General features: G+C 47.2%; 25 protein-coding genes. 8 read left to right on the forward strand and 17 right to left on the reverse strand.

The genetic code is table 11. The features are described from left to right. Positions 1-11: 11 nt before the first annotated feature. Positions 12-1,091 carry a tetraprenyl-beta-curcumene synthase family protein gene (locus tag AC4G47_RS20385; protein ID WP_458126234.1) on the reverse strand — a complete coding sequence of 360 codons (1,080 nt, stop codon included), beginning with the start codon at positions 1,089-1,091 and terminating at the stop codon, positions 12-14. Between the two features lie 179 nt (positions 1,092-1,270). Between AC4G47_RS20385 and AC4G47_RS20390 the strand changes: the two genes are divergently transcribed. Both AC4G47_RS20390 and AC4G47_RS20395 read left to right on the forward strand, forming a co-directional pair. Next, on the forward strand, positions 1,271-2,611 hold the full coding sequence (locus AC4G47_RS20390) for a polysaccharide biosynthesis protein (RefSeq protein WP_458126233.1): 1,341 nt from the start codon (positions 1,271-1,273) through the stop codon (positions 2,609-2,611). 39 nt (positions 2,612-2,650) lie between these two features. Next, entirely contained in the window at positions 2,651-3,823 is a 1,173-nt protein-coding gene (locus tag AC4G47_RS20395) for an MFS transporter (RefSeq protein ID WP_458126232.1), read from the forward strand. 102 nt (positions 3,824-3,925) lie between these two features. On the opposite strand, the gene AC4G47_RS20400 is transcribed toward AC4G47_RS20395, so the two are convergent. Next, entirely contained in the window at positions 3,926-4,123 is a 198-nt protein-coding gene (locus AC4G47_RS20400) for a cold shock domain-containing protein (protein WP_017689394.1), read from the reverse strand. A 162-nt stretch (positions 4,124-4,285) separates the two neighbouring features. On the opposite strand from AC4G47_RS20400, the gene AC4G47_RS20405 reads away from it, so the two are divergent. The 5 genes from AC4G47_RS20405 to AC4G47_RS20425 all read left to right on the forward strand — a co-directional run bounded on the left by AC4G47_RS20405 (position 4,286) and on the right by AC4G47_RS20425 (position 8,380). Then, positions 4,286-4,519, forward strand: coding sequence for a hypothetical protein (locus AC4G47_RS20405; RefSeq protein WP_458126231.1), 234 nt, complete (start codon positions 4,286-4,288; stop codon positions 4,517-4,519). Between the two features lie 3 nt (positions 4,520-4,522). Continuing rightward, a complete protein-coding gene (locus tag AC4G47_RS20410) occupies positions 4,523-4,708 on the forward strand; it encodes a hypothetical protein (RefSeq protein ID WP_036609669.1) in 186 nt (61 codons plus the stop codon). Between the two features lie 214 nt (positions 4,709-4,922). Continuing rightward, complete coding sequence (gene pepF / locus AC4G47_RS20415) at positions 4,923-6,713, forward strand: oligoendopeptidase F (protein ID WP_458126230.1); 1,791 nt, start codon at positions 4,923-4,925, stop codon at positions 6,711-6,713. Between the two features lie 132 nt (positions 6,714-6,845). Next, complete coding sequence (locus AC4G47_RS20420; RefSeq protein ID WP_458126229.1) at positions 6,846-7,226, forward strand: LapA family protein; 381 nt, start codon at positions 6,846-6,848, stop codon at positions 7,224-7,226. Positions 7,227-7,339: 113 nt separating this feature from the next. After that, the gene (locus AC4G47_RS20425) at positions 7,340-8,380 is read left to right on the forward strand and encodes a M42 family metallopeptidase (RefSeq protein WP_491102364.1); all 1,041 of its coding nucleotides are present in this window, start codon (positions 7,340-7,342) and stop codon (positions 8,378-8,380) included. Positions 8,381-8,502: 122 nt separating this feature from the next. Here the strand turns inward: AC4G47_RS20425 and AC4G47_RS20430 are convergent, their stop codons facing one another. The 9 genes from AC4G47_RS20430 to AC4G47_RS20470 form a co-directional block, all read right to left on the reverse strand. Beyond that, positions 8,503-9,441 (reverse strand): hypothetical protein, encoded by a 939-nt coding sequence (locus AC4G47_RS20430; RefSeq protein ID WP_491102365.1) that lies wholly within the window; start codon positions 9,439-9,441, stop codon positions 8,503-8,505. 164 nt (positions 9,442-9,605) lie between these two features. Continuing rightward, complete coding sequence (locus tag AC4G47_RS20435) at positions 9,606-11,537, reverse strand: ABC-F family ATP-binding cassette domain-containing protein (RefSeq protein WP_491102366.1); 1,932 nt, start codon at positions 11,535-11,537, stop codon at positions 9,606-9,608. A 59-nt stretch (positions 11,538-11,596) separates the two neighbouring features. After that, entirely contained in the window at positions 11,597-12,175 is a 579-nt protein-coding gene (locus tag AC4G47_RS20440; protein ID WP_221823344.1) for a TetR/AcrR family transcriptional regulator, read from the reverse strand. Between the two features lie 12 nt (positions 12,176-12,187). Further along, complete coding sequence (locus tag AC4G47_RS20445; protein WP_458126225.1) at positions 12,188-12,997, reverse strand: DUF92 domain-containing protein; 810 nt, start codon at positions 12,995-12,997, stop codon at positions 12,188-12,190. Positions 12,998-13,224: 227 nt separating this feature from the next. Then, positions 13,225-13,998, reverse strand: a complete 774-nt coding sequence (locus AC4G47_RS20450) for an ABC transporter permease (RefSeq protein ID WP_145319349.1) — start codon at positions 13,996-13,998, stop codon at positions 13,225-13,227. A gap of 17 nt (positions 13,999-14,015) precedes the next feature. Next, the gene (locus tag AC4G47_RS20455; RefSeq protein ID WP_491102367.1) at positions 14,016-14,792 is read right to left on the reverse strand and encodes an ABC transporter ATP-binding protein; all 777 of its coding nucleotides are present in this window, start codon (positions 14,790-14,792) and stop codon (positions 14,016-14,018) included. A gap of 27 nt (positions 14,793-14,819) precedes the next feature. Continuing rightward, the gene (locus tag AC4G47_RS20460; protein WP_491102368.1) at positions 14,820-15,848 is read right to left on the reverse strand and encodes an ABC transporter substrate-binding protein; all 1,029 of its coding nucleotides are present in this window, start codon (positions 15,846-15,848) and stop codon (positions 14,820-14,822) included. A 39-nt stretch (positions 15,849-15,887) separates the two neighbouring features. Beyond that, on the reverse strand, positions 15,888-17,336 hold the full coding sequence (locus tag AC4G47_RS20465; protein WP_491102369.1) for an aryl-sulfate sulfotransferase: 1,449 nt from the start codon (positions 17,334-17,336) through the stop codon (positions 15,888-15,890). 58 nt (positions 17,337-17,394) lie between these two features. Then, the gene (locus tag AC4G47_RS20470; RefSeq protein ID WP_458126221.1) at positions 17,395-17,952 is read right to left on the reverse strand and encodes a MarR family winged helix-turn-helix transcriptional regulator; all 558 of its coding nucleotides are present in this window, start codon (positions 17,950-17,952) and stop codon (positions 17,395-17,397) included. Between the two features lie 374 nt (positions 17,953-18,326). On the opposite strand from AC4G47_RS20470, the gene AC4G47_RS20475 reads away from it, so the two are divergent. Then, complete coding sequence (locus AC4G47_RS20475) at positions 18,327-18,734, forward strand: hypothetical protein (RefSeq protein WP_491102370.1); 408 nt, start codon at positions 18,327-18,329, stop codon at positions 18,732-18,734. Between the two features lie 119 nt (positions 18,735-18,853). Here the strand turns inward: AC4G47_RS20475 and AC4G47_RS20480 are convergent, their stop codons facing one another. The 6 genes from AC4G47_RS20480 to hemE all read right to left on the reverse strand — a co-directional run bounded on the left by AC4G47_RS20480 (position 18,854) and on the right by hemE (position 25,340). Further along, the gene (locus AC4G47_RS20480; protein ID WP_491102372.1) at positions 18,854-19,486 is read right to left on the reverse strand and encodes a fumarylacetoacetate hydrolase family protein; all 633 of its coding nucleotides are present in this window, start codon (positions 19,484-19,486) and stop codon (positions 18,854-18,856) included. 46 nt (positions 19,487-19,532) lie between these two features. Continuing rightward, on the reverse strand, positions 19,533-20,285 hold the full coding sequence (locus AC4G47_RS20485) for a glycerophosphodiester phosphodiesterase (protein ID WP_458126218.1): 753 nt from the start codon (positions 20,283-20,285) through the stop codon (positions 19,533-19,535). A gap of 25 nt (positions 20,286-20,310) precedes the next feature. Then, positions 20,311-21,723, reverse strand: a complete 1,413-nt coding sequence (locus tag AC4G47_RS20490; RefSeq protein ID WP_491102373.1) for a CapA family protein — start codon at positions 21,721-21,723, stop codon at positions 20,311-20,313. 185 nt (positions 21,724-21,908) lie between these two features. Further along, positions 21,909-23,333, reverse strand: a complete 1,425-nt coding sequence (gene hemY, locus AC4G47_RS20495; RefSeq protein WP_491102375.1) for a protoporphyrinogen oxidase — start codon at positions 23,331-23,333, stop codon at positions 21,909-21,911. Beyond that, on the reverse strand, positions 23,333-24,283 hold the full coding sequence (gene hemH, locus AC4G47_RS20500; protein ID WP_491102377.1) for a ferrochelatase: 951 nt from the start codon (positions 24,281-24,283) through the stop codon (positions 23,333-23,335). Before hemH ends, hemY begins: the two co-directional genes overlap by 1 nt. Further along, positions 24,276-25,340, reverse strand: coding sequence for a uroporphyrinogen decarboxylase (gene hemE, locus AC4G47_RS20505; RefSeq protein WP_491102378.1), 1,065 nt, complete (start codon positions 25,338-25,340; stop codon positions 24,276-24,278). The genes hemH and hemE overlap by 8 nt, the downstream gene beginning before the upstream one ends. Positions 25,341-25,490: the final 150 nt, after the last annotated feature.

Here is a 25,490-nt window from a genome sequence, read left to right on the forward strand (position 1 = left end):
ATACACCTGACTTACATAGTCTTCCTTACCCAGCGGCTGAAAATGAAGAAAAATATTCTAGTCATCGGACTATTCTTCATCAGACGTTTGGACACTACGCGAACTTCCTGCTGTTCGCTGACTTTGGGATCAGACAGGTAAATGGCAATCAGTCCTTCGATGATCATCCGGTGAAAGGAGCTTCCCGGGATCTTCTGCACATCACTGCGTGCCATTTCCACAATAAAAGCAATTCGGTCCAGCATTGTCTCTACATTCTCATAATAGTTGCAGAAGTTGAGATCTCCCCCGATGCGGTCCTCATCCTGATCAATTAAATAATCGAGCATAATGTGCAATGCGCATACATGTGGGAAATAGGCCGTGTGGATCGAGGCCGCTTGCTCTTCAGTCAACTGATCGTCACTCGCAGCCAGAAACAGCATGAAAACGCCCAGTGTAGAGCCAGTTGCAGCAGCAAATTCGTTCCAACGAAACTGAGGTGTGCGATGACGATGCTCCGACCACCATTCGAGCAGTGCCGTTTCTCTCAGTTCCGGCTTGATATGCTTATATACCTGCAGGTCCGTGTATAGGCCTGCCAGATCCTGAATTTGGGGCTTGGCGGACGCATAGCCTGGCAACTGACGGGTCAGTTCCTGACATGTGGTCACCAGATTCCGCAGATATCCACCGTCATCCTGCTCCTCACGGAGGGCATAATAGTTGACGGGAGTTGCTTCGGGATCTACCGCATCAAGCATAGATTGATGGAGAAGACGAAAGTCATTCGGGTCCATCGAGGTGCTGCGGTCACACAGATTGTCCAAATAATCACTAATAGTTTGATATGAAACGATCAGAGGAATCAGAATGTGCCTGTTGGGCAAATCAGCTAAAGCGTAGACGGTTCCACCTTCACAGTGAAACTGCTTATCCCTCAGACTGGCAAGTGCTTGCGTACGCAATTCCTCATTCGGAATCACCTCAGCTTGTGCACGCCATCCACTCAGTGCCTTCCGTGTTTCCGGAATGGTGTATTTGTACACCCCTCTCATCAATGCCAGCGGTCCACGCGGATATTGATGACGTTTTCGATTTGATTGGCTCAAAATAAATGTGCCTCCACTTGGTTGAATACGTATTAGAGCGATTTTTAACCATTCCTATTATAATATGATCCCCTTAATTGTACAAATGATCTACCGCATATTCCGCACAAAAAATCGCATCCGCAGCCAAAGCTTTGTGATATACTAGGCGTATTTCATCCATTAAAGGAGTCGTTGACATGTCGTCAAGTGAATCACTTTCGTGGAGACGGTTATTTTCTTTTTTTGTGCCACTTGGCATTTCCGCCTCTCTCGTCACCATCTCTCACGTCATCATAAACAGCACGTTAGCACGTTCCGCTCATCCCGAGACGGTCATCGCCAGCTATGCCATCGCCGGTAGCTTGCTGACCCTGACGGAACGCCCCTCCACCCTGCTGCGGCAAACCTGTTCCGCACTGGTTCGCGATCGCCTTTCTTTTCAGGCCCTCACGTTTGTGACCAAAATATTTCTTGCCTGTGTGCTTCTCATCGGTTTTCTCATCGTTTATTCTCCCGTGGGTACCGGGGTATTCAAATACCTGTTTGGTGTAAGTCCAGATCTGCTGAACAAAGTCATCGACGTATATGAAATTCTCATGTATGTGAGTATATTTTCAGTGATCCGCAACATCTATCAGGGAATCATCATTACGAATAACCGAACCAAGTGGTTAACCATCGGTATGGTATTCCGTTTAGCCGGCATGTATGGACTATCCCTGTATTTCATATATACAGACAGCATTGACAGTGGACGTGTAGGCGCTATCATTTTTGCTGCGGGCATGATGATTGAAGCGCTGGTCAGCTTTTTGGAAGGAAATAGCATCAAGCGCAAGATGCCAGCCAAACTTGAACATCATCCCGTCGAGAGCAAGGGAGACGTATTTCGCTTTTATAAGCCGCTGCTGCTCTCCAGCTTTGTAGCGCTGTTTATAGGACCGGTCATTAACATCGTACTTGGCAAAACGACCGGGATCGCACTAGCCATTTCTTCCTTTGCCATAGCAAGCAGTCTGATGCAGTTGATGCTAAGCTTCTTTACATACATCCATCAGATCGTGCTTAATTTTTACCTTGTGGACGCCAAACTGGTACGAAAATTTGCGCTTGTCACCGGATTTATTCCGTTTGCAATGACGGTGTCGATTGCCTATACACCCTTGGGACCATGGGTATTCGAGAATGTCATGAGCGTTCAGGGCGAACTGTTGGAACAAAGTTTATGGACACTGCGTGCGTTCGTCTTATTTCCGCTGATCTTCCCTTTTCTGGATTTTAGCAATGGTATCATTTTGCTTCGTGGTCAGACGAAAACGATGTTTCGTTCGCAAACCGCGAATGCAATCTGCACGGTAATCGTGCTGCTTATACTTGTTAGTATTTTCCCTGCGTGGAACGGCATGATCGGAGCTGTAGCCCAATCCCTTGGCCTGCTTGCCGAACTTATCATAGTCTGGCTCGTCATCCGGCGCACGCAGCAAGAACCTACGATGTCCGTGCCGAAAGCCGGTAAATCACCATCCCTGAAAGGGTAATAAATTCACTGAACGTTATCAAGATTGGAGTATCTCATCATGAAATTAAGTAACAACGCCCGCCCGGATCAGAACTGGCTGCGGGCTCTCATGTTCACCATCTTCGGTTCCACCGTTCTGGTGGTATCCTACTTCCAACTTTACTTTAGTCATCTGGGCTTTAGCCGGGCGGAGATCGGTTACCTTTACGGGATCGGCCCCCTCATCTCCGTGTTCTCCAATATGTTCTGGAGCATGGCCAGCGACCGCTACCAGACGGTACGCAAAGTGATGATCATTCTGCTTGGTGGTCAATTGATCACAGGTATCATGCTCGCCAATGCAACGACTTTCGGTCAGGTATTTGTACTCGTGACCCTGTTTTACTTTTTCTATTATCCGGTCTATCCGCTCTCTGATACGATGGCCATTACAACGGCCAGCAAGTACGGCCGAAACTTCACTTCCATTCGAGTCTTCGGATCGATCGGGTATGCCTTCTTCGCTTTAAGTATCGGGTATTTCCTCGGATCTTTTGGTCCAGGATGGACGATCTGGCTTTGCGTCGGTCTTGCTGCCACTACATTATTGATCAGTTTTCAATTAAAAGATCAGCCTTCGGGGAGTAGTAGCAAAATGGATCTATCGGGGCTATGGGCTATTTTGAAACGCAGAGATGTACTCACCTTTTTTGGTTGTGTATTTTTGCTTGCCATGGGACATCGGATGAACGAAGCGTTTCTTACCATCACGCTGAAAGAGCTGGGTGCCAGTGAGGGGCTGATTGGCTGGTCTTTGCTGATTTCTTCTGTAAGTGAAATTCCCATATTCCTGCTGCTTAGCAAGTATGGAAACCGTTATAAAGAACTGCCTCTAATTGCTTTTGCTGCACTGATGTATACGGTTCGTTTGCTTCTCATGTCCATATCCGATACACCTGCAGCAGTCGTTGCAATTCAGACGATGCATAGCGTTACCTTCGGTATTTTCTACGTTACGGCGGTCCGCTATATCATTCGACTTGTTCCAGACAGTTACAGAGCTACTGGTATGGCTTTATTCACCATCGTGTGGTCCAGTGCTTCAGGGCTGCTTAGTGGAACGTTGGGCGGACTGCTTCTGGAACATGCAGGCAGACAAACCTTCTATCTCACCGCGATGGCTTTTTCCCTGGCTGCCCTGATCGGTTTCGGTTTGAAGTTATGGTCCCCGATATTACACCGGGAAATATAAGAATCAAAAAAGCACAGCCACCTTTGAAGGGGACTGTGCTTGGGTTCTTGTATTCAGCTATAAATTTATCATGTATAAGAAATCCGTTGACCGGAACAATTCTTACAGTTTGTTTACGTTAGCTGCTTGAGGACCACGGTTTCCATCAGTGATTTCGAATTCTACCGCTTGACCTTCTTCCAATGTTTTGAAGCCGTCTCCTTGAATTGCGGAGAAATGTACGAATACGTCCTCGCCGCCTTCAACTGAAATAAAGCCATAGCCTTTTTCTGCGTTAAACCATTTAACTGTACCTTTCAAATGAAAAACCTCCTAAAAATATCGCCATCTATGGCGAATACCCTTATTATACTGTATGGGCTTCCATTTTGCAATTTATCTTTCCATAAATGTCGAAAAAATTTGCTTTGAATCGTAGGGTACGGTATCATTTTACCAAAACCGTTAGTTTGGAGACTACCTATGATAAAAAAACATGAAATATACAAAACAGACAAGTGGAATATGATGACCGTAGAAGTTCAAGGCAAATATCTCGTACTGCGAGAAATTTCGGAAGAGTGGGGCGAAGAATGCCATACTTTCCTTAGCCGTCCTGCATTAATGCACTGGGCTGAACGCCGTTTCCCAAAAGCAGATTTTGAGAACCGTGAGGAAGAATGGCGACAATTGATGGCTGCCTTCAAAGGGGTCTAACCCATGCAGCTTGACTCAAGCAATGTCGTCATCTTTATCATCCTTGCCTTCTCCCTTGGAATTGTGCTTATTCTGGGGCGCAATTCCATCCCGGATCGATTGAGACGGGGAATGGCCCTTATTGCCACCCTGCTCATTTGTTTCGCCTTTTTCCTGATCGTTTATTTCCTGTATAACATGGGAGCGTAATCACAAGGGACACTGATTCTCAAATATTTCAAAGTGCCTAAGGTCATACTATACGAGATTATTCGTATCGTAAGGAGGAAGGCCGTTGAAATATCAGAAATCGCTATCTGTTATCCTGGTACTTAGTCTGATTCCTTCGTCCCTCTCCGCACAGGCGAGCGCGACGAAGGCAGCTTTGTCCATACATTCATCAGATGATCAAAGGAGGATTTCCATGAGTCAATTATTGAAACGTTCCGAGGTGCCAGCCGAGCATAGCTGGAAACTGGAAGATTTATTTGTCGATCAGAAAGCCTGGGATCAAGAATATGAAGAAGTATCGTCTTTGACCAAGAAGGCCTCCGAATTTCAAGGCAAACTGGGTCAACCTGATGTACTCAAATCTTGCTTCGAATTCGAAGATGAGATCAGCCTCAAAATAGAACGCCTCTTTGTGTACGCACGTATGCATCAAGATGAAGACACAGCTAATCCTACATATCAAAACCTGTCCCAAAAAGCCCAGAAATTAGGCGTACGGGTTGGTGAAGCACTTTCTTTTGTTACACCGGAGATTCTCTCCCTGCCAGATGACCAGTTGGACGCATTCATTGCTAACGAGAAACTCTCTGCTTATACATTTACGCTGGAAGAGATGAAGCGGGAAAAAGCGCATGTTCTTAGCCAAACGGAAGAAGCTCTGCTTGCACAAGTTGGCAACCTTTCACAAGCACCACAGACGATCTTTAGCATGCTGAATAACGCTGATCTCAAGTTCCCTCGAATCAAGGATGAACACGGGAACGAAGTCGAGCTGACACATGGCAGCTACATTCAGTTCCTGGAGAACCCTAATCGTGAAGTTCGCGAACGTGCCTTCAAAGCCGTATACGAAACTTATGCCAAACAGAAGAACACAATTGCGGCTGCACTGAATGCTAATGTAACCAAAAATATGTTCTATGCTAATGTTCGTAAATATCCTTCCGTGATGGAAATGTCTCTCTATGGAGATAACATCCCAACGGATGTGTATACGAATCTGGTTGATACCATTCACGAGAGCCTTCCGTTGTTGCATCGTTATATGGACCTCCGCAAAAAGTTGCTTGGTGTGGATCAATTGCACATGTACGATCTGTTCGCTCCACTCGTAGATGAGTACAAAATGGATATTACTTATGAAGAAGCCAAACAAACCGTCAAAGAAGGCCTGAAGCCTCTCGGCAAAGACTATGCGGACGCATTGCAAACAGGATATGATAACCGCTGGATCGATATATATGAGAACGAAAATAAACGTTCAGGTGCATACGCCTGGGGCGCTTACGGTACTCACCCATATGTCTTGTTGAATCACAAAGATAACCTGAACAGTATGTTCACACTGGCACATGAAATGGGTCACGCTCTGCATTCACATTATTCGGATACAACACTTCCTTATCGTGATGCACAGTACACCATCTTCCTGGCTGAGGTTGCATCCACAACCAATGAAGCGTTGCTGATGGATTATCTGCTTAACAAATCAACAGATCCAAAGGAAAAATTGTATCTGTTGACCTATTATGCCGATCAATTCCGTACTACCGTATTCCGTCAAACCATGTTTGCTGAATTCGAGAAAATTATTCATGAGCGTGCAGAACAAGGTGACGCATTAACACCACAATTGTTATCCGAGATCTATTATGATCTGAACGTGAAATATCACGGAGAAGGCATGGCTGTCGACAAAGATATTGAGATGGAATGGGCTCGTATTCCCCACTTCTACAACAGCTTCTACGTTTACAAATATGCTACAGGCTTCTCTGCAGCGACAAGCTTCTCCAAGCAAATCCTGGAAGAAGGCCAACCGGCTGTTGACCGTTATCTTGGTTTCCTGAAGAGCGGTGGCAGTGATTACTCCATCAACATCCTGAAAAAAGCCGGTGTGGATATGTCTACACCACAGCCAATTCGTGAAGCTATGAGTGTGTTCAAGGAATTGATTGAACAGATGGAGCAACTAACCAAATAAAGTTGTCTTTCCATGTGATCTGCATCCCTTGCCCGTTTGGGCAGGGGATTTTATCATCATTGCAAGATGCAACATACCCGAATAGGGGTAATGCATATCTAGTTCTCAATTGTTCAACAAGGAGGCAACACCATGAAAATGCAATGGGCACTCATAGCAGGTCTTGTTTTTGCACTGCTCACGGGAATCTTTGCGGTTATTAATGTGGATTCCGTACAAGTCAACCTGTTATTTAACACGGTACAAATCCCGCTGATCTTGCTGATTCTCGGTTGTACCCTGATCGGTGGCATTATTGTAGGTTCATATGGCATCTTTCGCCAATACAGACTGCAACGCGAGAACAAGCAATTGAAATTGCGTGTATCTGAATTGGAAAGTTCCGCGACAAGCAAATCTACGTTGGATTCTTTCAAAACGATGGATTCGCTTGACTCAAATGAACCTGACAGCCTATTGGAGAATGATTCGATCCAGAGTCAGCGCAAAGGAAATCCTACGGGAACACTGTAACCAATCAGAAACAGCTTGCTGGCGAGTCAGGAATGGTAGTATCACATTCTCTCCCCCAGACAGGCTGTATTTTGTTTAACACCATACCCACGATCCAAGGAGGAAATTACACAATGAGTTTTACAATTGATGAATCATACGTTCTGTCTTTTCTGAAAAAATTGTTGGATACACCAAGCCCAAGTGGTTACACACATCACATTATCGAGATGATCCGCAAGGAAGCAACAGCACTGGACATCGCTTGTGAGCTGAACAACAAGGGCGGTGCAATGCTTACATTGCCAGGGCAAGATTCGTCCAAGACGATTGCATTAAGCGCTCACGTGGATACGCTAGGGGCCATGGTACGCTCGATTACATCCTATGGCACATTGAAGCTGACTTCTGTCGGTGGATTTTCCATGCAAAGTATCGAAAACGAATATTGCAGCATCCATACTCGGGATGGAAACACATACACAGGCACTATTCTCTCCCTTCATCCGTCTGTACACGTTTATCCGGATGCACGCACCTTTGAACGGACCGAGAGCCATATGGAAGTTCGAATCGATGAAGTCGTCTCTTCCAAGGAAGATGTGTTGAATCTTGGAATCTCTGTGGGCGATTTTATCTCCTTCGATGCTCGCGCAGTCATCACGCCGAGTGGTTATATCAAATCACGTCATCTGGACGACAAAGCCAGCGTGGCTGCGCTCTTCGGTATCCTTGAGTCTGCACATCGCGAAGGCTGGAAACCATTACATAACGTCTCTCTGCTCATCTCGAATTATGAAGAAGTTGGACATGGCGCATCGTATATCCCTGCGGAAATCAGTGAAATGATCGCTGTAGACATGGGAGCCATGGGTGACGATCTCAGTTGCAAAGAAACCGACATATCCATATGTGCCAAAGACTCTTCTGGCCCGTATGACTATGATATGACTAGCCGTCTCATTGAACTTGCCAAACAAAATGGGTTGGATTACGTCGTCGACATTTATCCCCAGTATGGCTCAGATGGCAGTGCAGCATTACGCGGAGGTAACAATATCCGAGCAGCATTGATCGGTCCGGGGGTTCATGCATCTCATTCCATGGAGCGTACGCATAAAGACGCTGTTCTGAATACAGCAAGATTGCTTGCAGCCTACATTACAGCCAAGTAAAGCAGCATCAGTTATCTACGAAATCATCATGGAGACACGCATTGTCTTCCATAACAACAAAGGACACTTCCAAAGCACAGCAATTCGATGTGCGTTCGGAAGTGTCCTTTGCTTCAAATTTCTTAATCTGCTTGTTCCACATATGCATGATACTTGCGATCCAATATCTCTAACTCTGCCTGATGGTCACGCATTTCACTTCTCAACACATGTATAGTCTTTTGCACCGCGCTCAGTCCATCTTTCACCTGACGTTCAGCTTTGCGAATTTTGTCCTGAACCATCCAGTCCACGAAGAGGTTATCGAAGAAATAGTCTGCGAACGAAAGCAGACCTCCCAGATGCAGATCCGCGTGTACTGCCATCTCTACATCCTCCAACTCTTTCTGGAAACGTCGTAGACGCTTTCCTGCATCCATAATGGCGACCTGAGCGTCATCCATTCGTCCTCGCTTGATATGTGTGGAGATGGCCCCACCGCCCATCATGTCATACACACCCCAATTGCCTGCCGAAGCCAAAGCCTTCTCCGCACGTTCAAGAGCATCAACCAGATACTCTCCCTCCCGGAAAGCCTCATCCAGTTCCTGAAGCTCGCTTGCAAGATGCTCCCGATTCTCAGCCATATGCTGTAATTCTGCATCCTGGTCCAGCAGACGACCTTCCTTCTTCCCCCATAAAGCGTTATAGTCGCTCTGCCAGTAATGATATTGCCGTTGGCCCTCCAACTCCTGCTCCACATGGATTCGTTGCTCCTGTACATCTTGTAGCATGCGACAAGCGGTGTCGTACGCAGCCTTGCTTTCCATTAGTTCGAACTCTTCCTTCTCCAGACGTTCTGTCTTCTTGCCAATCAGTTGATAGAAAAATGCTGACAATGTCATACTGTTCAGTCGATCAACATCCTTCTGCTCCTTCTGGAGATGCTCCAAACGACGTTTTACCTTTGCTTCCCATTCGGTTTCCTCCGTCTGAAGCTTCTCCAAGCGCTTGGTCCATTTCTCGTAAATTCTCCCCTTTTCCTTGAGCACTGCCAACTGTTCATTGATTTCTTTATACATAAGTGTGGTGTTCTCCCCCTTCTATGGAATTCTTTACTTATACAACGTAATGAATATGCAGAACGTTTCACATTTGGGCACCAGTTTTCAGACAAAAAAATCGCCTTCTCCTCCTAATACGACTTAAAGTCACTATGGAAGAAAGGGCGATCTTTAATTATAAATCAAGACTTGCTCTGCTCAATTTGCTCTGCAAGTTCATTCAGAACGGTCCAGCGTTCCATCAATTCGTCCAGATGGCGCTCAGCCTCAGCTTGCTCTGCCATCAACTCCTGCAGACGGGCAGAATCACTAAATGACTCTTCCATCTCTTTGTTAATCCGGACGAGATTGGCTTCAGCCTTCTCAATATTTTCATCAATCTGGTCGTATTCACGTTGCTCTTTGAAGCTGAATTTCAACTTCGGTTTAGCGGCTGAGACAGCAGGAGTCGTTTTCTCCGATGACTGTTTCACCTTCGCTACGCCCGTGTCACTATCTTGGGTAGTCCCAGGTGCATTTTTCAGCATCCATTCCGCATACTCACTGTAGTCGCCAACGTGTACACGTACAGCACCGTTACCCTCAAAAGACAGCACTTTATCCACAGTCCGATCAAGGAAATAACGGTCATGGGATACAACAAAAACAACACCCGGAAAATCATCCAGATAGTCTTCAAGTACAGCGAGTGTCTGGATATCCAGATCATTTGTCGGCTCATCCAGCAACAATACATTCGGAGCAGCCATCAGAACACGCAGCAGATACAGACGACGCTTCTCTCCACCAGACAGCCGGGAGATTGGCGTCCACTGGGATGCCGGGGTAAACAGGAACCGCTCCAGCATTTGGGATGCTGTAATTAAAGAGCCATCGGCTGTTTTCACATTCTCGGCCACTTCCTTGATGTACTCAATCACACGAAGTGATTCATCCATCTCTTGATGTTCCTGTGTGAAATAGCCCAGATTGACTGTAGGACCGACGTCAACCACTCCAGCATCGGGTTCCAACTTGCCAGATATCATCTGTAACAGCGTGGACTTACCACTACCATTGGGTCCGACAATGCCTACCCGATCACCAGGTACGGCAATATAACTCAGATCTTCGATCAGTTTGCGACCACCGACGGATTTGGAAAGATGCTCGATCTCCAGTATCTTTTTACCCAAACGAGTGGAGCCGACCGATACCTCCAAAGAGCCCGAACGCTGGACTCCTTGTTGATCTTTGAGTTGTTCGAAGCGATCAATTCTCGCTTTTTGTTTCGTCGTCCGTGCCTTGGCACCGCGACGAATCCATGCAAGCTCCGTCCGAAGCAGGTTCTTGCGCTTCTGTTCGGAAGAAGCTTCCCGTTCTTCCCGCTCCGCCTTCAGTTCCAGAAAGCGTGTATAGTTGGCTTCATATCGGAACAAACGACCATGGTCCAGTTCCAGCATGACATTCGCCACACGATCCAGGAAATACCGATCATGCGTAATCATAAGCAGTGCGCCGCGGCGCTTCTGCAAGTACTGCTCGAGCCATACTACCGAGTCATTATCAATATGGTTCGTCGGCTCATCCAGAATAAGCAGTTCACAAGGATGAATCAGGGCAGCCGCTAGCGCTACCCTTTTGCGTTGTCCACCAGACAATGTGCCCATCAGTGCATCGAATTGACGAATACCCAATTTGGACAAAATGCTCTTCGCTTCACTCTCCATCTGCCAGAGCTGAAGCTGCTCCATTTGCTGATTCAAACGTAATAGTCGCTCTTGCAACGCTGGATCAGATGACTGGAGCTCCAGTAGCTCCATTGTTTCCGTATATTCACGCACGGTTTTCATTTCCATGCTGTCACCTTCGAATACTTGTTGCAGTACCGTATTATCCGGATTGAAATCCGGATTTTGCGCCAGGAACTGAATGCGTACATCATTACCGATGGAGATCTGTCCCGCATCTGCAGGTTCCATACCAGAAATCACACGCAAAAATGTGGATTTCCCGGTTCCATTTACCCCAACGACACCAATCTTGTCCTGATCAGCCATACCAAATGAAGCATCCTTGAACAATATTTTCTCGCCATAACTTTTTTCAATTTGTTCTACCGTCATTATGTTCATTGCGCGTACCCACTTCTCTGTAAAATAGAATTCAATATTACTCGTACCCACACATGCACTTACGTTTTCAAAAAGGACCGACACCCGTCCAGAAACAACGCTGCTGAGAAGGCAATTCGTTTGTTCAGATCCTCTTCGTTGAACTCTGGATTAAGCATAATATCCATCTTCAGACGATCCAGAATCCCAATGTACGATTTGGCTAATAAGACCGGCTCAGGCACACTTGCACTCTCCAGCACCTCGCACACCATGCTCATATATTGATTCATGAATTCTTTCATAAATTGCATCAGATCCGGATCATTATTGGGTGCCATAAAAAAGAGCTTGGTATGATTGCGACGCTCATAATAATACGTAAGGTGGGTCTTGGCTATTGCGCCAAGTTTATCACCTGTGTTCTCATGCGAGTTCAAAGCATATTCAAGACGACTGATAAAACTGTTACAGTCCCGCTTGGATACTGCTACAAATAATTGTTCCTTGCTTTTAAAATATAAATAAATGGTGCCTTTTGCGATGCCGGCTTCGTCTGCAATATCAGACATTTTGGTCTCATAAAAACCTTTCGAACCAAAAATACCATAGGCTGCATCCAAAATAGCCTCCGATTTGTCTCCGTGTACAGTGTTCAAATGTACTCCCTCCTACAACGCCAAAATGTTACCCAATCCTATTGCCACACATCCGCCAATGACCGAGCTAAGCACGTTCACCAGGTCGTTACTCATCCATGACCAGCCACGAGCCCGAACCGTTGGATGCCCGCAATGTTCATGCACCTCAACTTCACGACCGCACACGGTACAACGATACATCATCTGCACCGTTGCGCCCAGATAGGAATCGGCAAAAGCACCTGCCAATCCGCCTACAAGGCCGACAAAAGTCCAACTAAGCAGACCAAGTCCTTCTACCCCGGCGATCCAGGAAAAGAAAAATGCTCCCGCACCAATCAGAGCCCCGCCTACAGCTGCAGCCAGGGTACCGAGAAGTGAAACGCCTCCTGAGGCACCTGGAGTAAGTACCTTCCACGTGAGAACAGAGCGCGGCGGCTTGCGACTGAGACTCCCGAGTTCGGTTGCCCATGTATCCGATGTAACGGTAGCCATAACGCCAATGAAAGCATATATCCATGCCGGATGAGGAAATATCCAGTATCCCAGACATAGAAACATACCCATCCCACCATTAGCCATCACTTGTCCGGCATCCCGATTTCCTGACTTGGCATAGGATTTCTCCAGCTCCTGCTTCCGATCTTTACGAAACCTAGAGAGCAACGTTGAAGTGATGAAAAACAACAATAACGTGCCAAACCAGAACAGGTTACCCGCTCCGTAATATATCGTTCCCATCAGAATTGCTGCCAGGCAGCCTGACAGGGTTAGCGACTTTTTCGCATAGGCAGCACCTGCCACCATAGAAGCGCATACGGCGCCAATAATCCAATCCATAATGTCTCCTGCATGTGACGCATACAAAGCCCACATGACGTTTATTGTATTTTTGAAACTCAATTATACCACGGTTTGATGTCAATGCCGAAACTCCTGAGGCCAGCACGCAAAAAACCTGTTTCGGCCTCGTTTAGAAGTGCCAAAACAGGTTGTTGATAAAACGTTAAAACAAGATAAATCCCCTTTTGCATAACGTCTGTTATCCAGTGTTCCTATCTTCTCATTCAGACCCGCTTCGCTCCGCCAATGACCCCATATCGGTAGAGTACTCTACGACCAAACCAGTTGAACAATCGATCCGTCAGGAATCCCATAAAACCGAGGGAAATCAGCCCGACAAAGATCCAATCCGTCCGGAAAAAGAGTCTGGAATTCCAGATCAAGTAACCGACTCCCTCATTCGAGGCAATCATCTCAGCACCGATTATGGCCATATAAGAAGTTCCCATCGCCAGTCGCACACCCGTGAAGATATACGGGGTTGTCGCCGGAACAATCACATGCAGCAGAATCTGCCGTTCATTAGCACCCATACTGCGGGCCGAACGGATTTTGTCTTCTTCAACGGAGAGTACACCTGTCAGTGTATTCAGCACAACAATGAAGAAGGTTGCGTACATGATGAGCGCGATCTTGGATTGCTCTCCAATTCCGAACCACACCAGAAATAAGGTAATAAAAGCAATCGGCGGGATAAAGCGTATAAAGTTAAGGAATGGCTCGGCGAACAGCCGGATGATATGCACCTTGCCAATAATCAGTCCTACCGGAATAGCAATGATACTTCCGAGTACCCAGCCCGCCAGTACACGAGTGAAACTGATTCCGATATACTGCATCAACGTACCGTCAGCAATCAGTTCGCGTGCTCCCAGGATCGTGTGCCACGGACCAGGGATTACATCAGGCCCATAGATGAGGGCACCAAGCTGCCAGATTAAGATCACCGTTACCCATAGAAGCGGGATAGACACCCATTTTTTCTCCAACCATTTCATCTTACATATCACCTCAGTTATTCTTCAAAATGGCCTTGAATTTGGTCATACAGGGTGTTGAACTCAGACGAGGCGATGTTCCTAGGGTAAGGTAAAGTGTTGTGGTAAATATCGGTTATATTCGAAGATGGACCTACGGACATAATGCCTATGCGCTCACCAAGCAATAACGCCTCCTGAATATCGTGGGTGACAAAGATAACAGTCTTATGTGTTTCTTTCCAAATATTCACCAGTTCCTTCTGCATGGTTCGTCTCGTCATCGCGTCCAGCGCACCGAATGGCTCATCCATCAGCAAGATCGCCGAGTCATTCGCAAGCACCCGAGCCAATTGAACCCGCTGCTTCATGCCACCCGAAAGTTCTTTCGGAAATTTGCCCTCATGAGCACTCAGTCCAACAAGCTGGATGTAACGATCAGAGATCTCACGTCGTTGTGTCTTAGGCACCTTGGACATTCGAAGCCCGAATTCAACATTCTCCCTCACCGTTAGCCATGGAAAGAGCGAAGAATCCGCCTGCTGGAATACCATTGCCCGATCCCTACCCGGCCTGTCGATCTCCTTGTTGTCTACCCTGAGCTGTCCACCCGACTTGGAGATAAAACCCGCGATCATGTTCAGCAGCGTCGACTTCCCGCATCCACTGGGTCCAAGCAGGACAAAGAATTCTCCTCCCTTGATGACCAGATCGACATCCTTAATGATATAATGCACATCCCCATTGGTCGGGGCATGATATGTTTTTCGAAGCTGTTCAATATGAATGGTATGCTGAGTTGCAGGTAAGGACATAACGGTCACCTCTCATTTCAATATGAATTATTTACGGTATGTCACTTTTTCCGGCAGAGCCTGTTGGAGAGAAGTCAGATTGAGTTTGGTGTCGAGATCAAAATCCTGTTCAATGATTCCGGTGTCCACCATATATTGTTTCTGACCTGCCAAACTATCATAAGCGGCCTGCGTAAATCCAACGTCCCATGGATTGATCGGAAGGTCTTTCAACGTGGCATCTTTAGGTTGTTTGGTCTCTTTATACATCAGATCCGCAACCTCTTCAGGATGCGCTTGAGCATACGTGGACGCCTCATCAAGCGCCGCAAGAAAATCACTTATCTTTTCGGGGTTTGCCTGGATGAATTCATTACTCGATACCAGTCCCATACCGAGGCGTATAGGCGTCTGGGACATATCCGTCAGCTGATGTACCCCTTCGAGTGCATCGAATTTATCGGTTAACGCGGAACCTATGACCCAAGTTGCATCAAGGTCTCCCTGTTTCAGTGCGATGTAGGACTCATCAAAAGCCCCCTGACCAATTTGCGTCACATCACTCAGGGCTAATCCCTGATCTTTCAAATACTCATCCCATAGATACGGAATGAATGTGCCTCGAATGAAGCTCACTTTCTTGCCCTTCAAATCTGCTCCACTCTGAATATCCTCCCTTGCATACAGCTTCCAGGCGGCTGCCGCTTCATCCGTAGCCTGACCTGCGGAAGCGATGACCGAATATTCCCCTTTAGCCAGCGCATTTAATACAGGGAAGTCTGCCCCGTACGCAATATCTACCTGTTTGATAAATAGTGCATTTACACCTTCAGCCGGTGAGCCAAATGTAATACTCTCTGCATCAATGCCCCGTTTTTCAAAGAAACCTTTCGCAATGGCTACCCTGAACGTTGGGTTGGTACTTGTATCGGCAATTCGAATTTTTACATTATCGGCATTTTTGCCGGTAGCGTCTTTTGCTCCAGATCCTGCTGCATTTGAACTGCATCCGGATAAAATGAGTGCCGTAGCCAGAAATAATATCAATACGCCGGTAATTATGGATGGTTTTCTCACAATATACACCCCATTCGATCTAGTCATGATTCTTGATGCTTAACCGCCTGACTTGCCTTCATCCGACGTTGCCACACAGGCTGCACCCTCCACAAATGGAAGAGTTGTCTCCACGCTCACGATGGATGCAGAACCTTTAGGTGCTGCTCCCGGCACCCTGTAGTTGGAGACATCAATTGCTTCAATGGCAACTTCCTGTGGCTTCTCCAACTGCGGAACCCACTGATAAGGAACGCGATACGAGCGATAGACCATATTGGTATTCCGCCCATCGGTGTAAGGGGAGACATACTCCCAGACCAACTCATGCTCCGCTGTGACTTCGAACAATCTGCCATTGGAACCTTCGGTTATCAGGGTGTTGCCGTTAGGTAAACGCTGGGCAGAACTGATGTATGGGCTATAAAATTTATAGGAATCCGTTGGGACGGAAAATCCAGCTTCTGCCGATGTATACTGCCAGACAATCTCCAGGGTGACCGGGTTAATCTCCAGCACACGCGAGTGATCCCGAATTGCATGTTTCAATCCAAATGGGGAAGCCGGATTCGGAAGGCCGTAACCTGCCCAGCCGCCATTGTCGAATACGAGCAAGTTCCCTTCTCCCGGGAGACCTTGGGGAATGATATGTGCATGGTGCTGCCCGATAATCGTGCCGATGTGCTTCGCTTCATGTGAAGTATAGTCTGGCCCTAGTCTCCACACGATCTTTCCGCTCTGTCTGTCTGTAATGGCGATAATGTTGGCCTCTCTGGCATCCCAGATAATATTGTCGGGGTGGAACCGTTCGTCTCCATCTTCATAGAAGCGGTTGGGTCCAACGTAAGAAGCAGAATTAATATGTAACCAGTCACCGACACCACCGCCCAGATGACCGAAAGAACGTGTATTCGGATCACGGAACAGGACATTTCGAGCAGCTTCATCAAAACCTAATTCTTCAAAGTGCTCGTTAGGCAGCCACTCCCAGAGTACCTTCCCCTCCCAATCTACTTCGATAATGGCATCATCAAGCAAGGGCTTATCTGAAATTTGCGGGTTACTCACATTTTTGTGTGCCAGAATAAGCGTTTTGCCACTCTTCGTCTTCGGCGCAAGGCCAGGTGCATAGTAACCTACCGGATTACCCTCACGCTGATAATCATGATGCTGGCGGGCATACCATAGTGGCTCATACCCCGGATCTTCGATATGTTCGTAGCTATTGTATTTCCATACAATATTGCCGTCCCAATCCACTTGGACCAGATCGACATTGTCCTGAATACCGAACTTTGGATCTCTCCGACCCGTGCTGCCCAGCACGTAGCCACCAGGCAATATTTTGGCCGGAAACCCTAACAGCCCTTTCCACAGGTGAACCTCCTTGCCATTCATATCGATCAACACTACGCCTTCCTCACCTGCCTGATAGACGGTATAACCACCCCAAGCCTTATCCGGATTGTATAACGTTGCTCCAGTTGGATATATTGTTGAGTGTCCCATTGATCATCTCTCCCTTAGAATGTTTATAGAATGTCGAATATCGCTACTTGATTCAACCTCAATAACTGAGATAGTTACCCTTCCCGGTATTGTCCCGCTGCTTCTGCTCAAGGTCACTTGTAGAGGACTGATCATGTTCCTGTATCCCGTTGTTCTCCGCCAATTCCAGCACCATGTCCGAGAACCCCTCCAGATTCAATACCACTCGCTCATAGAATTGACTTAGTTGCTTCAGTTCCTCCGTCGTAAAACCCTCAAACAGAAGCGTGATACATCGGACACCGATGTTGCTGTTTCTCGCATACATCTCCCGCCCGCTGGATGTGATGTCCAGTAAAACCGTCCGGCGATCGTCTTCCTTTCGCCTGCGGACGGTGAGTCCCTTTTTCTCCAGCTTATCGGTTAGAGCTGTAATGGCACCTGATGTGAAGTCCAATTGTTCTGCCAGATCTCCAAGCCGCTGTTCTCCCTCGCGAATGATTTTGTGCAGGATAAGCATACCCGGCAGGCTAATGCCTTCTACAGAGATGCGATCCCGCTCTTTGACGAATCGTCTGACCATTTTGCGAAATAACCAATCCGTCCGCTCCAATGCTTCCCAATCTCCATCGCTCATTCCATATCCTCCTTGTTCGTCTGAAACCTCAACAGCACACGAAAAAAGGCCCCCGTGGACATTCCATAGTGGAGTAGTCCCGGGAGCCTTTGGTGGTCCAATCAGCTCAGTTCCGTTTTCAGTTTAATTTATTTCACTGTTCATTTAATGAGTATTAAAATGATTGAGATCATCATATAACCAACTAACCCAACCTGTCAAGTGTGAATTGTATTGCTAATTCTACGTTCACCTTTATTCCCCGCTGATTTGAAATTACTTATCCTGTTTTAAGTTTCAATTCAGGTTTCCCGTTTACACTATTCTCAGATCGAAACATCAACGACAAGCTACGATTCAGTTCGTACTCAACTACAGAAATGAGGATTATCCATATGAACATGAAAAGAGTCATTATTATAGGCACAATGATTGTCACTATGTCCTTCTCCGAAACAGCATGGGGCCAATCTGCCATCTCTCCTATACCTACTGCTAAATGGTCCATCGTTGACTTGGATACTCGTGAGAGAAGCGGCGACGAGCTGCTAAGCGCTCTGAATCAGCCCTCAGAAGCGGATCTGTACGAGGAATTGTATAGCGGCAAATCACTGAGGACGATTACGGAAGAAAGTAACGGGAACTTGAATGAGGTCATTGCTATACAGGTTAGGCAGCTCAAGGAACAGTTGGATGAGCGACTCGCAAATGGAAGTATCAGCTCGGAGCAACATGCTGCACAACAAGCTGAACTGGAAGAGTTGGTCAGACAGAGTACGAATACAGTATACAACTTAGCGTAATTAGCGTCATATCCGTACGATAGAGATTGGAAGATCTCCATGATCGCACGGCAAAAAGGAGCGTGTGCACGCTCCTTTCTTGTACCCTATCCATCTCAAACAGGTGTAATGTGTAATCCTTATTGTGCTGCTCCAATCGTGCATGCACCCAAGGATTCGCCGTCCCATACCAGTTCGAGCACATCTCCTACTTGTGTTGGTCCAACACCTTCGGGTGTTCCTGTAAAAATGACATCGCCCGACCCAAGGCCGTAATGGTGACCTACATAATCCACAATATCCTGTAAACTGAAGATCATGTTACGAATATTGCCACGCTGGACTTCCTCACCATTTTTGGTCAATGTAAAGTCTTTCTCGAGCAATGCTGCCGAACCTGGAAATGCCTGAAATGCAGTAACCGGAGCGGAATTTTTGAACCCCTTTGCCGCTGTCCAAGGGTGGCCCTTTTTCTTAATCACGGTCTGAACATCACGTAACGTAAAATCAATACCAAATGCATATGCATCCACCAGCTCATCTACCGCCATACCTGGCTCATAACTCCGGCCGATTTGCACCACCAGTTCAGCTTCATAGTGAACTTCACCCTTGGTAGCAGGCAATTCAAGTGTGGCACCATTCAGGGGTACGACTGCGTGAGAAGGTTTCATAAAAATCATCGGCTCATCTGGAACCGCGTTGCCCAATTCTTCCGCGTGAAGTTTATAATTGCGTCCTACACAGTATACATTGCGAATGTTAGTCAACATGGGTATATAACCACCTTTATTGGATTCATTAGTACATATATGAAAGTTACGGTCTGAAGAATCGGCTGCTCGTCTCCTGAAATGCATGTTCCCATACGTCAGGCCGGTTTGTACACAACATGAGCTCTGGATCTACAGCCGCCAGTCTCTTCATAATGGTCTTGTCATCCACTGTCCAAGCCATCACACGAATGCCTGCACTCCGCATCTCGTTCATTAAGGATTTGTCTACATTGGTATATCCAATCGAGAGGAACGTACAATTCATTTGCCGCAGTGCGGTTAACAGATCACCCGGTCGCGCATCAATAATTAGCCCCGTCTGAATCTCCGGTGCAAGTTTTTTCACTTCAATCAGAGCGGCTGGTTCAAATGAAGTGATCACTACATCATTCTGCATATGTCGTTTTCTTACTTCATATATCACCGCTGCCGGTAAACCAGGGTACATATCTCCCTGCGTTTTCAATTCGATGTTCAAACGCACTTTGCCGCACGAGCGATCTAACAATTCACTTAGAGCCGGAATCCGTTCGCCTTTGTAAGACTTATTTTTCCATGCTCCGGCATCCAGTCGTTGCAGATCAGCCCAATCGGTTTCCCGAACCAGGCCCTTGCCATTCGTCGTGCGATCCACTGTAAAATCATGAATGATCACTGGTACACCATCACGTGATAACTGCACATCCAGCTCCATCCACTGAACTTCAGGCCGTTCCATAGCCATCAAGAATGCAGCCATCGTATTCTCTGGTGCAATGGAAGAAAATCCACGGTGCGCTACACAAAGGTTGTTCATTTGATGTCCTCCTCAACAATGGTTCTCAATTTGGCGAAGCCACTCCATTCGCATCATATCGAATGCCTGGGGATAGCTGTGCCATCTGCTGCAGCAGAAGTTTGTTCGCCTCATCAATCATCGGGATGGCCTGACCAAGGCCCGCCTCATAAGGGATGACTTTCATGCTGCAAGTAGCTTCGCGACTACAGCGTGCCTGAAACACAGCCGTTTTCCACGTTTCTTCAGTTGTGGATCTGGAGAAAATAAAATTCCCCGTACTGTATGCAATCCACTTCCCTTTGTAGTACTCCAACCCTTGTAGCACATGGGGATGTCCACCTATGACCAGATCAGCACCAGCATCTACAAACTCATGAGCCAATCGGGTCTGGTCACTATTCGGAGTACTTACCCGTTCCTCTCCCCAGTGTGCAACCACAATGACCAGATCCGCCTTCTTACGGGCCTCCTCGATCGCTTTGACTGCTCCTGTGGAATCATAGGCTTCAGCCACGCCAGCCCGATTACCCTCAGCCTTCCAACTTGTTTCCGGTACAACTCGGGAGAACCCAAGCAATGCGATCTTCATGCCTTTGCGTTCCAGATAAGCTGGTGCATAGGCCTCATCTCTGTTCATGCCAGCCCCGGTGTGGGCTATGCCATACTCCTTGAGATAGGTTAGCGTATCCACCAAGCCCTCTACACCTTGATCCAGGATATGATTGTTAGCCAAATTCACAGCATCAAAACCAGCAGAGGCCATTGCCGCCAATGCTTTGGGCGAAGATTTATATACATATGTTTTGTCAGCTGCACCAGTCCCCCCCAGAGTTATGGGTGTCTCCAGGTTACCGATGGTAAGATCATCGTCCTTGAATAATCTGCCGAGCTTGGCAAAGGGATAATCATAACCGTTCCTATCCAACAGTTCAGCAACTTTGCCCGAGAATTGAATATCGCCAACAAAGTTAATCGTAACATCCTCCGCTGAATTGGAGGGTTTCGACGTCTCAGATTCCTTATCCACACCTGCATTTCCCTTGGTACTGGATGGTGTTGAAGCCGCCGCAGGGTTTTTCGTTCCGGACTCCGTCTTCCCACTATTGGTGTTGCCTGAAGTGTCAGGTGTCGCTATTCCGGATGTTTTTTCTGCATCCTCTGTTGTCTCTTCATCCGCAGCTCCGGTTTCTTCTTCCGAAGTCTCATCGGAGTCCATGTCCGATGTACTTAATTGATCGCCGCCTTTGGCATCTTCTCCAATGGAAGGCTGATCCTGGTCGACAATTTCTTGTTGCACCGGCTGGTCTGCCTGTTGCTGACGTGAATGGATGACATAAAAAATGCCGACTAGACCAATTGCCATGATCAATACAATATTAACTGTCCAGATGACTGTATTGCGGGTACGTTTACCTTTTTTCTTCTGTACACTTCGCTCTGATCTTGGGGGATACATAAGCAACTCCTCTTCTTCTTCACAGCCATACATACCATTATATCAGGCATATTCTGGATTTCCATCATTCCTTGGAACTGTATCGATTGGAAGGATATGAACTCGGTTAACTTTCAGATCTTCATGCAAAAAAAGCTGTCTCTCCTGTAGATAATTCTACGTTTGAGACAGCTCTCTTGCTGCACTTATTCTACCGCAAACTCTTTTGTAGCCTGGACAGACATTTCCTTCGCTTGTCTGATGCAATCAGGCAAGCCTACGCCCTCATACCCTGCACCTGCAATGTACACACCCGGTAATTTACTGCCTAACTCCTCACGAAGAGCGGCAATATGTTGGAGGTGTCCCACGGGATACTGTGGCATTGATTTGCGAAGCCTTGTAATCTCGGAGAAGATCGGTACCGCTTCGATGCCCATGGTCTCCCTCAGATCCTTGAGAACCAGATCGGTCAGCGCTTCATCTGGAAGCTCTACGTTTTGTTCGTCACCAGAGCGACCAACATAACAACGGAGCAAGACTTTATCGTCTGGGCTGGTATGCAGCCATTTCGTCGATGTCCACGTGCAAGCCGTAATATTCCGGCCCTCTTTTCGCGGAACGAGGAAACCTGACCCATCGAATACATGCTCCACCTCTTTTTTCTCAAAAGCGAGCACCACATTAGCTACAGACACGTAGTTAATTGCGTCCAGAGCCGCTGTATCCACGTGTGGCTTCAGCAGCTCCGACGCGACATACGTCGGCACGGTAACCACTACATCATCGGCATCAAGAGTCTCGCCATTCCCCAGTTCAACACGGTATCTGGTCTGCGCCCCATCAAGACGTTGCAGCGACTTCACCGCGGTGTTCAGGCGTTGATCCACATCCTGCAACTCATGGACGAGGGCATGAACAAGACTTTGAAGTCCCTGACGGAAATTCAAAAAGGCACTTCGTTTTGTTCCGGTATGCGTCTCGGCCGGTTTACGGCCAGTCATCATGCCCCGGATCAAGCTGCCGTAATCGCGCTCAACTTCTCCGAACTGCGGGAAGGTAGCTTGGAGGCTCAATCGCCGCATATCACCCGCATAGATTCCCGCGAGCAGCGGTTCCGTCAAGTTCTCCAGCACTTCTGCTCCAAGACGTCGCTCAATCATATAACCAAGCGATTCATCCTCTGTTGTACGACGCGGTGGGATGACAAAGTCCATCAACGCCCGCAGTTTGCCGGCCGGAGAGACCAGACCACTTCTCAGAAATGGTCTTAGTTCTGTCGGAATACCGAGAACAAGTCCTGCTGGCATGGGATGAAGCTTGCCACGCTGCATGATATACGTTTTCTTTGATTCGGGATTCTGGCTTACCAGCTCATGATCGATCTCCAATTCTTTGGCCAGGTCAATCATTGCTGTTTTGCGAGCCAGGAAAGAATCGGGCCCTTTTTCAATCACAAATCCATCCCGGTGCAGCGTCTCAATCATGCCTCCCATGGACGAGCTTTTCTCGACCAAGGTAATCACAGGTTCAACTCCTGCTTCCCGGTAATGCTTGCGGAGATAAAATGCCGCGCTGAGGCCGGTGAGGCCACCGCCGACAACAACAACGCGGCGTTTCTTGTCATCCATTACTCATCCGACCCTTGCTGCCATTGGCTTATAATAACGTCGCTTAACGTCTCCATATATAGAGGATCGCTATTGAGAGAGTCAATACGCATCAGGCGCATATCGATCTCTTTGGCAATCGATTTGGCCTCGATATCGAGGTCATAGAGAACTTCGAGATGATCCGAAACGAACCCGATTGGTGCCACAAGTACATCCTCTACTTGCTCACGGGAAAGTTCCTGTAACGTATCGAGGATATCTGGTCCAAGCCATGGTTCAGCTGTTCTTCCGGCACTTTGCCAAGTAAATTGCCAATTGGTAATGCCTACACGTGAGGCAATCACTTCCGAAGTCTCCAGCAATTGTTGCGGGTATGGATCACCCATCTCCACAATACGTGCTGGCAAGCTGTGGGCACTAAACAACACTTTCACATCTCCGCGTTTAGCTCCGGCTTCCTCGAACGCATCCAACTTGGCACTGACACGCGTGGACAAGGCCTGAATTAACTTCGGATGTAGATGATAGCTCTCGATAAAGGACATCTGAACGCCCAGTTCTTCTGCTTTTTCCCGCGCCCGCTTGATATAACTGCCTACACTCATCGTTGAGAAATGCGGAGCCAGCACAATACCAATTGCCGTCTGAATCCCATCCTTCGCCATCTGTTCCACGCCATCCTCAATAAACGGATAGGCGTGCTTCAGTCCTTGATAACAACGGAATTCCACGTCACTCCCACGCTCATCGCGGTTTAACGTCTCCTGAAGAGCCTTAACCTGGTTGTCCGTGTTCTCCCGAAGTGGAAACACACCGCCAACAATGGCTTCATATCGATCCGTCAGTTCCTTCAATTGCTCCGGTTCAGGCGGACGCCCTCTGCGGATATGTGTGTAATACGCTTCAACACTTTCCATATTTTCTGGTGTGCCATATGACATCACCAGTACACCTACAGTTTTAGTCATTAGTTATCGTCACCCCAGTCTTCAATGCTTCCGCAGAATATTCATGAATATATGCGGTCAGTTCTCTGAGCTTATCAAGAGATGCTTCAGGAAATAGTCCGTGACCCAGGTTGAAAATATACCCCGGCTCCTTGATTCCTTCGTCGATAATCACTTTGGCTTGTTCCTTGATCAGTTCCATCGGTGCTGTCAGCACATAAGGGTCCAAATTACCCTGGACTGCAAATTTACCGCCAAGTCGTTGGCGACCTTCCGCAATCGATACTCTCCAGTCCAATCCAATCACATTGGCTTGCAGATTATGCAGCGTTGGCAACAATTCGCCCGAAGCGACTCCAGGGAAATAGATTTTCGGTACATTCAAATCCGATAATTCGGTAAAGATACGGGTAATCGTAGGCAACACATATGTTCTGAAGTCTTTGGGAGAAAGTGCTCCAACCCAGCTGTCAAACAACTGGAATGCCTTACCGCCATTCGCAATATGCGCACGGATATATGTAATTACCATATCACCAAGCTTCTGCATCAGCTTGTGCCACACTTCAGGCTCGCTGTACATCATCGTTTTGGTGCGGATGTAACCTTTCGAAGGTTGTCCTTCGATCAGATAGCTCGCAATTGTGAAAGGTGCGCCCGCAAACGTAATCAGAGGCACGTCAAGCTCCTTATCCAGAATTCGAATGGTCTCCAGAATATGTGACAGATCTCCTTCTACGTCAATGGGACGCAAACGATCCACATCTGCAGCGGACCGAATAGGATTATCGATAACGGGACCAATATTTTTTACAATGTCAAAATCAATGCCCAGTGAGGCAACCGGATTCATAATATCGGAATACAAAATAGCCGCATCTACACCAAGCTTGCGTACGGGCATGAGTGTAACTTCAGCCGCCAGCTCGGGTTGTTGGCAGATTTCTAGCAAGGAGTACTTTTCTTTAATCTTGCGATATTCAGGATCGTAACGTCCAGCCTGACGCATGTACCATACCGGAACACGGTCGACCTGTTGCTTGAAACTTGCCCGAATCAGTCGATCATTATAGCTCATGTAAGAAGCCTCCAATAGTTTTTGGACTCATAATTACCATTATGCCCTTTTTAAACAGCCGTAACAACCACATGCAGATGCGTTCTACGTGACAATACTATGACATTCCTTACACCCCTCCTCCATATGCCAATTATGTTATAATGAAAG

This window comes from Paenibacillus sp. Negev47, assembly GCF_058313655.1.

Excerpts from the sequence above, each read along its gene's own strand:
- AC4G47_RS20395 (WP_458126232.1), top strand. The coding sequence starts at position 2,651 with ATGAAATTAAGTAACAACGCCCGCCCGGATCAGAACTGGCTGCGGGCT.
- AC4G47_RS20485 (WP_458126218.1), bottom strand. The coding sequence starts at position 20,285 with ATGAACAACCTTTGTGTAGCGCACCGTGGATTTTCTTCCATTGCACCA.
- AC4G47_RS20405 (WP_458126231.1), top strand. The coding sequence starts at position 4,286 with ATGATAAAAAAACATGAAATATACAAAACAGACAAGTGGAATATGATG.
- hemE (WP_491102378.1), bottom strand. The coding sequence starts at position 25,340 with ATGAGCTATAATGATCGACTGATTCGGGCAAGTTTCAAGCAACAGGTC.
- AC4G47_RS20475 (WP_491102370.1), top strand. The coding sequence starts at position 18,327 with ATGAACATGAAAAGAGTCATTATTATAGGCACAATGATTGTCACTATG.
- AC4G47_RS20470 (WP_458126221.1), bottom strand. The coding sequence starts at position 17,952 with ATGAGCGATGGAGATTGGGAAGCATTGGAGCGGACGGATTGGTTATTT.
- hemY (WP_491102375.1), bottom strand. The coding sequence starts at position 23,333 with ATGGATGACAAGAAACGCCGCGTTGTTGTTGTCGGCGGTGGCCTCACC.
- hemH (WP_491102377.1), bottom strand. The coding sequence starts at position 24,283 with ATGACTAAAACTGTAGGTGTACTGGTGATGTCATATGGCACACCAGAA.
- AC4G47_RS20445 (WP_458126225.1), bottom strand. The coding sequence starts at position 12,997 with ATGGATTGGATTATTGGCGCCGTATGCGCTTCTATGGTGGCAGGTGCT.
- AC4G47_RS20425 (WP_491102364.1), top strand. The coding sequence starts at position 7,340 with ATGAGTTTTACAATTGATGAATCATACGTTCTGTCTTTTCTGAAAAAA.
- AC4G47_RS20420 (WP_458126229.1), top strand. The coding sequence starts at position 6,846 with ATGAAAATGCAATGGGCACTCATAGCAGGTCTTGTTTTTGCACTGCTC.
- AC4G47_RS20490 (WP_491102373.1), bottom strand. The coding sequence starts at position 21,723 with ATGTATCCCCCAAGATCAGAGCGAAGTGTACAGAAGAAAAAAGGTAAA.
- AC4G47_RS20430 (WP_491102365.1), bottom strand. The coding sequence starts at position 9,441 with ATGTATAAAGAAATCAATGAACAGTTGGCAGTGCTCAAGGAAAAGGGG.
- AC4G47_RS20455 (WP_491102367.1), bottom strand. The coding sequence starts at position 14,792 with ATGTCCTTACCTGCAACTCAGCATACCATTCATATTGAACAGCTTCGA.
- AC4G47_RS20465 (WP_491102369.1), bottom strand. The coding sequence starts at position 17,336 with ATGGGACACTCAACAATATATCCAACTGGAGCAACGTTATACAATCCG.
- AC4G47_RS20410 (WP_036609669.1), top strand. The coding sequence starts at position 4,523 with ATGCAGCTTGACTCAAGCAATGTCGTCATCTTTATCATCCTTGCCTTC.
- AC4G47_RS20480 (WP_491102372.1), bottom strand. The coding sequence starts at position 19,486 with ATGTTGACTAACATTCGCAATGTATACTGTGTAGGACGCAATTATAAA.
- pepF (WP_458126230.1), top strand. The coding sequence starts at position 4,923 with ATGAGTCAATTATTGAAACGTTCCGAGGTGCCAGCCGAGCATAGCTGG.
- AC4G47_RS20435 (WP_491102366.1), bottom strand. The coding sequence starts at position 11,537 with ATGAACATAATGACGGTAGAACAAATTGAAAAAAGTTATGGCGAGAAA.
- AC4G47_RS20450 (WP_145319349.1), bottom strand. The coding sequence starts at position 13,998 with ATGAAATGGTTGGAGAAAAAATGGGTGTCTATCCCGCTTCTATGGGTA.
- AC4G47_RS20390 (WP_458126233.1), top strand. The coding sequence starts at position 1,271 with ATGTCGTCAAGTGAATCACTTTCGTGGAGACGGTTATTTTCTTTTTTT.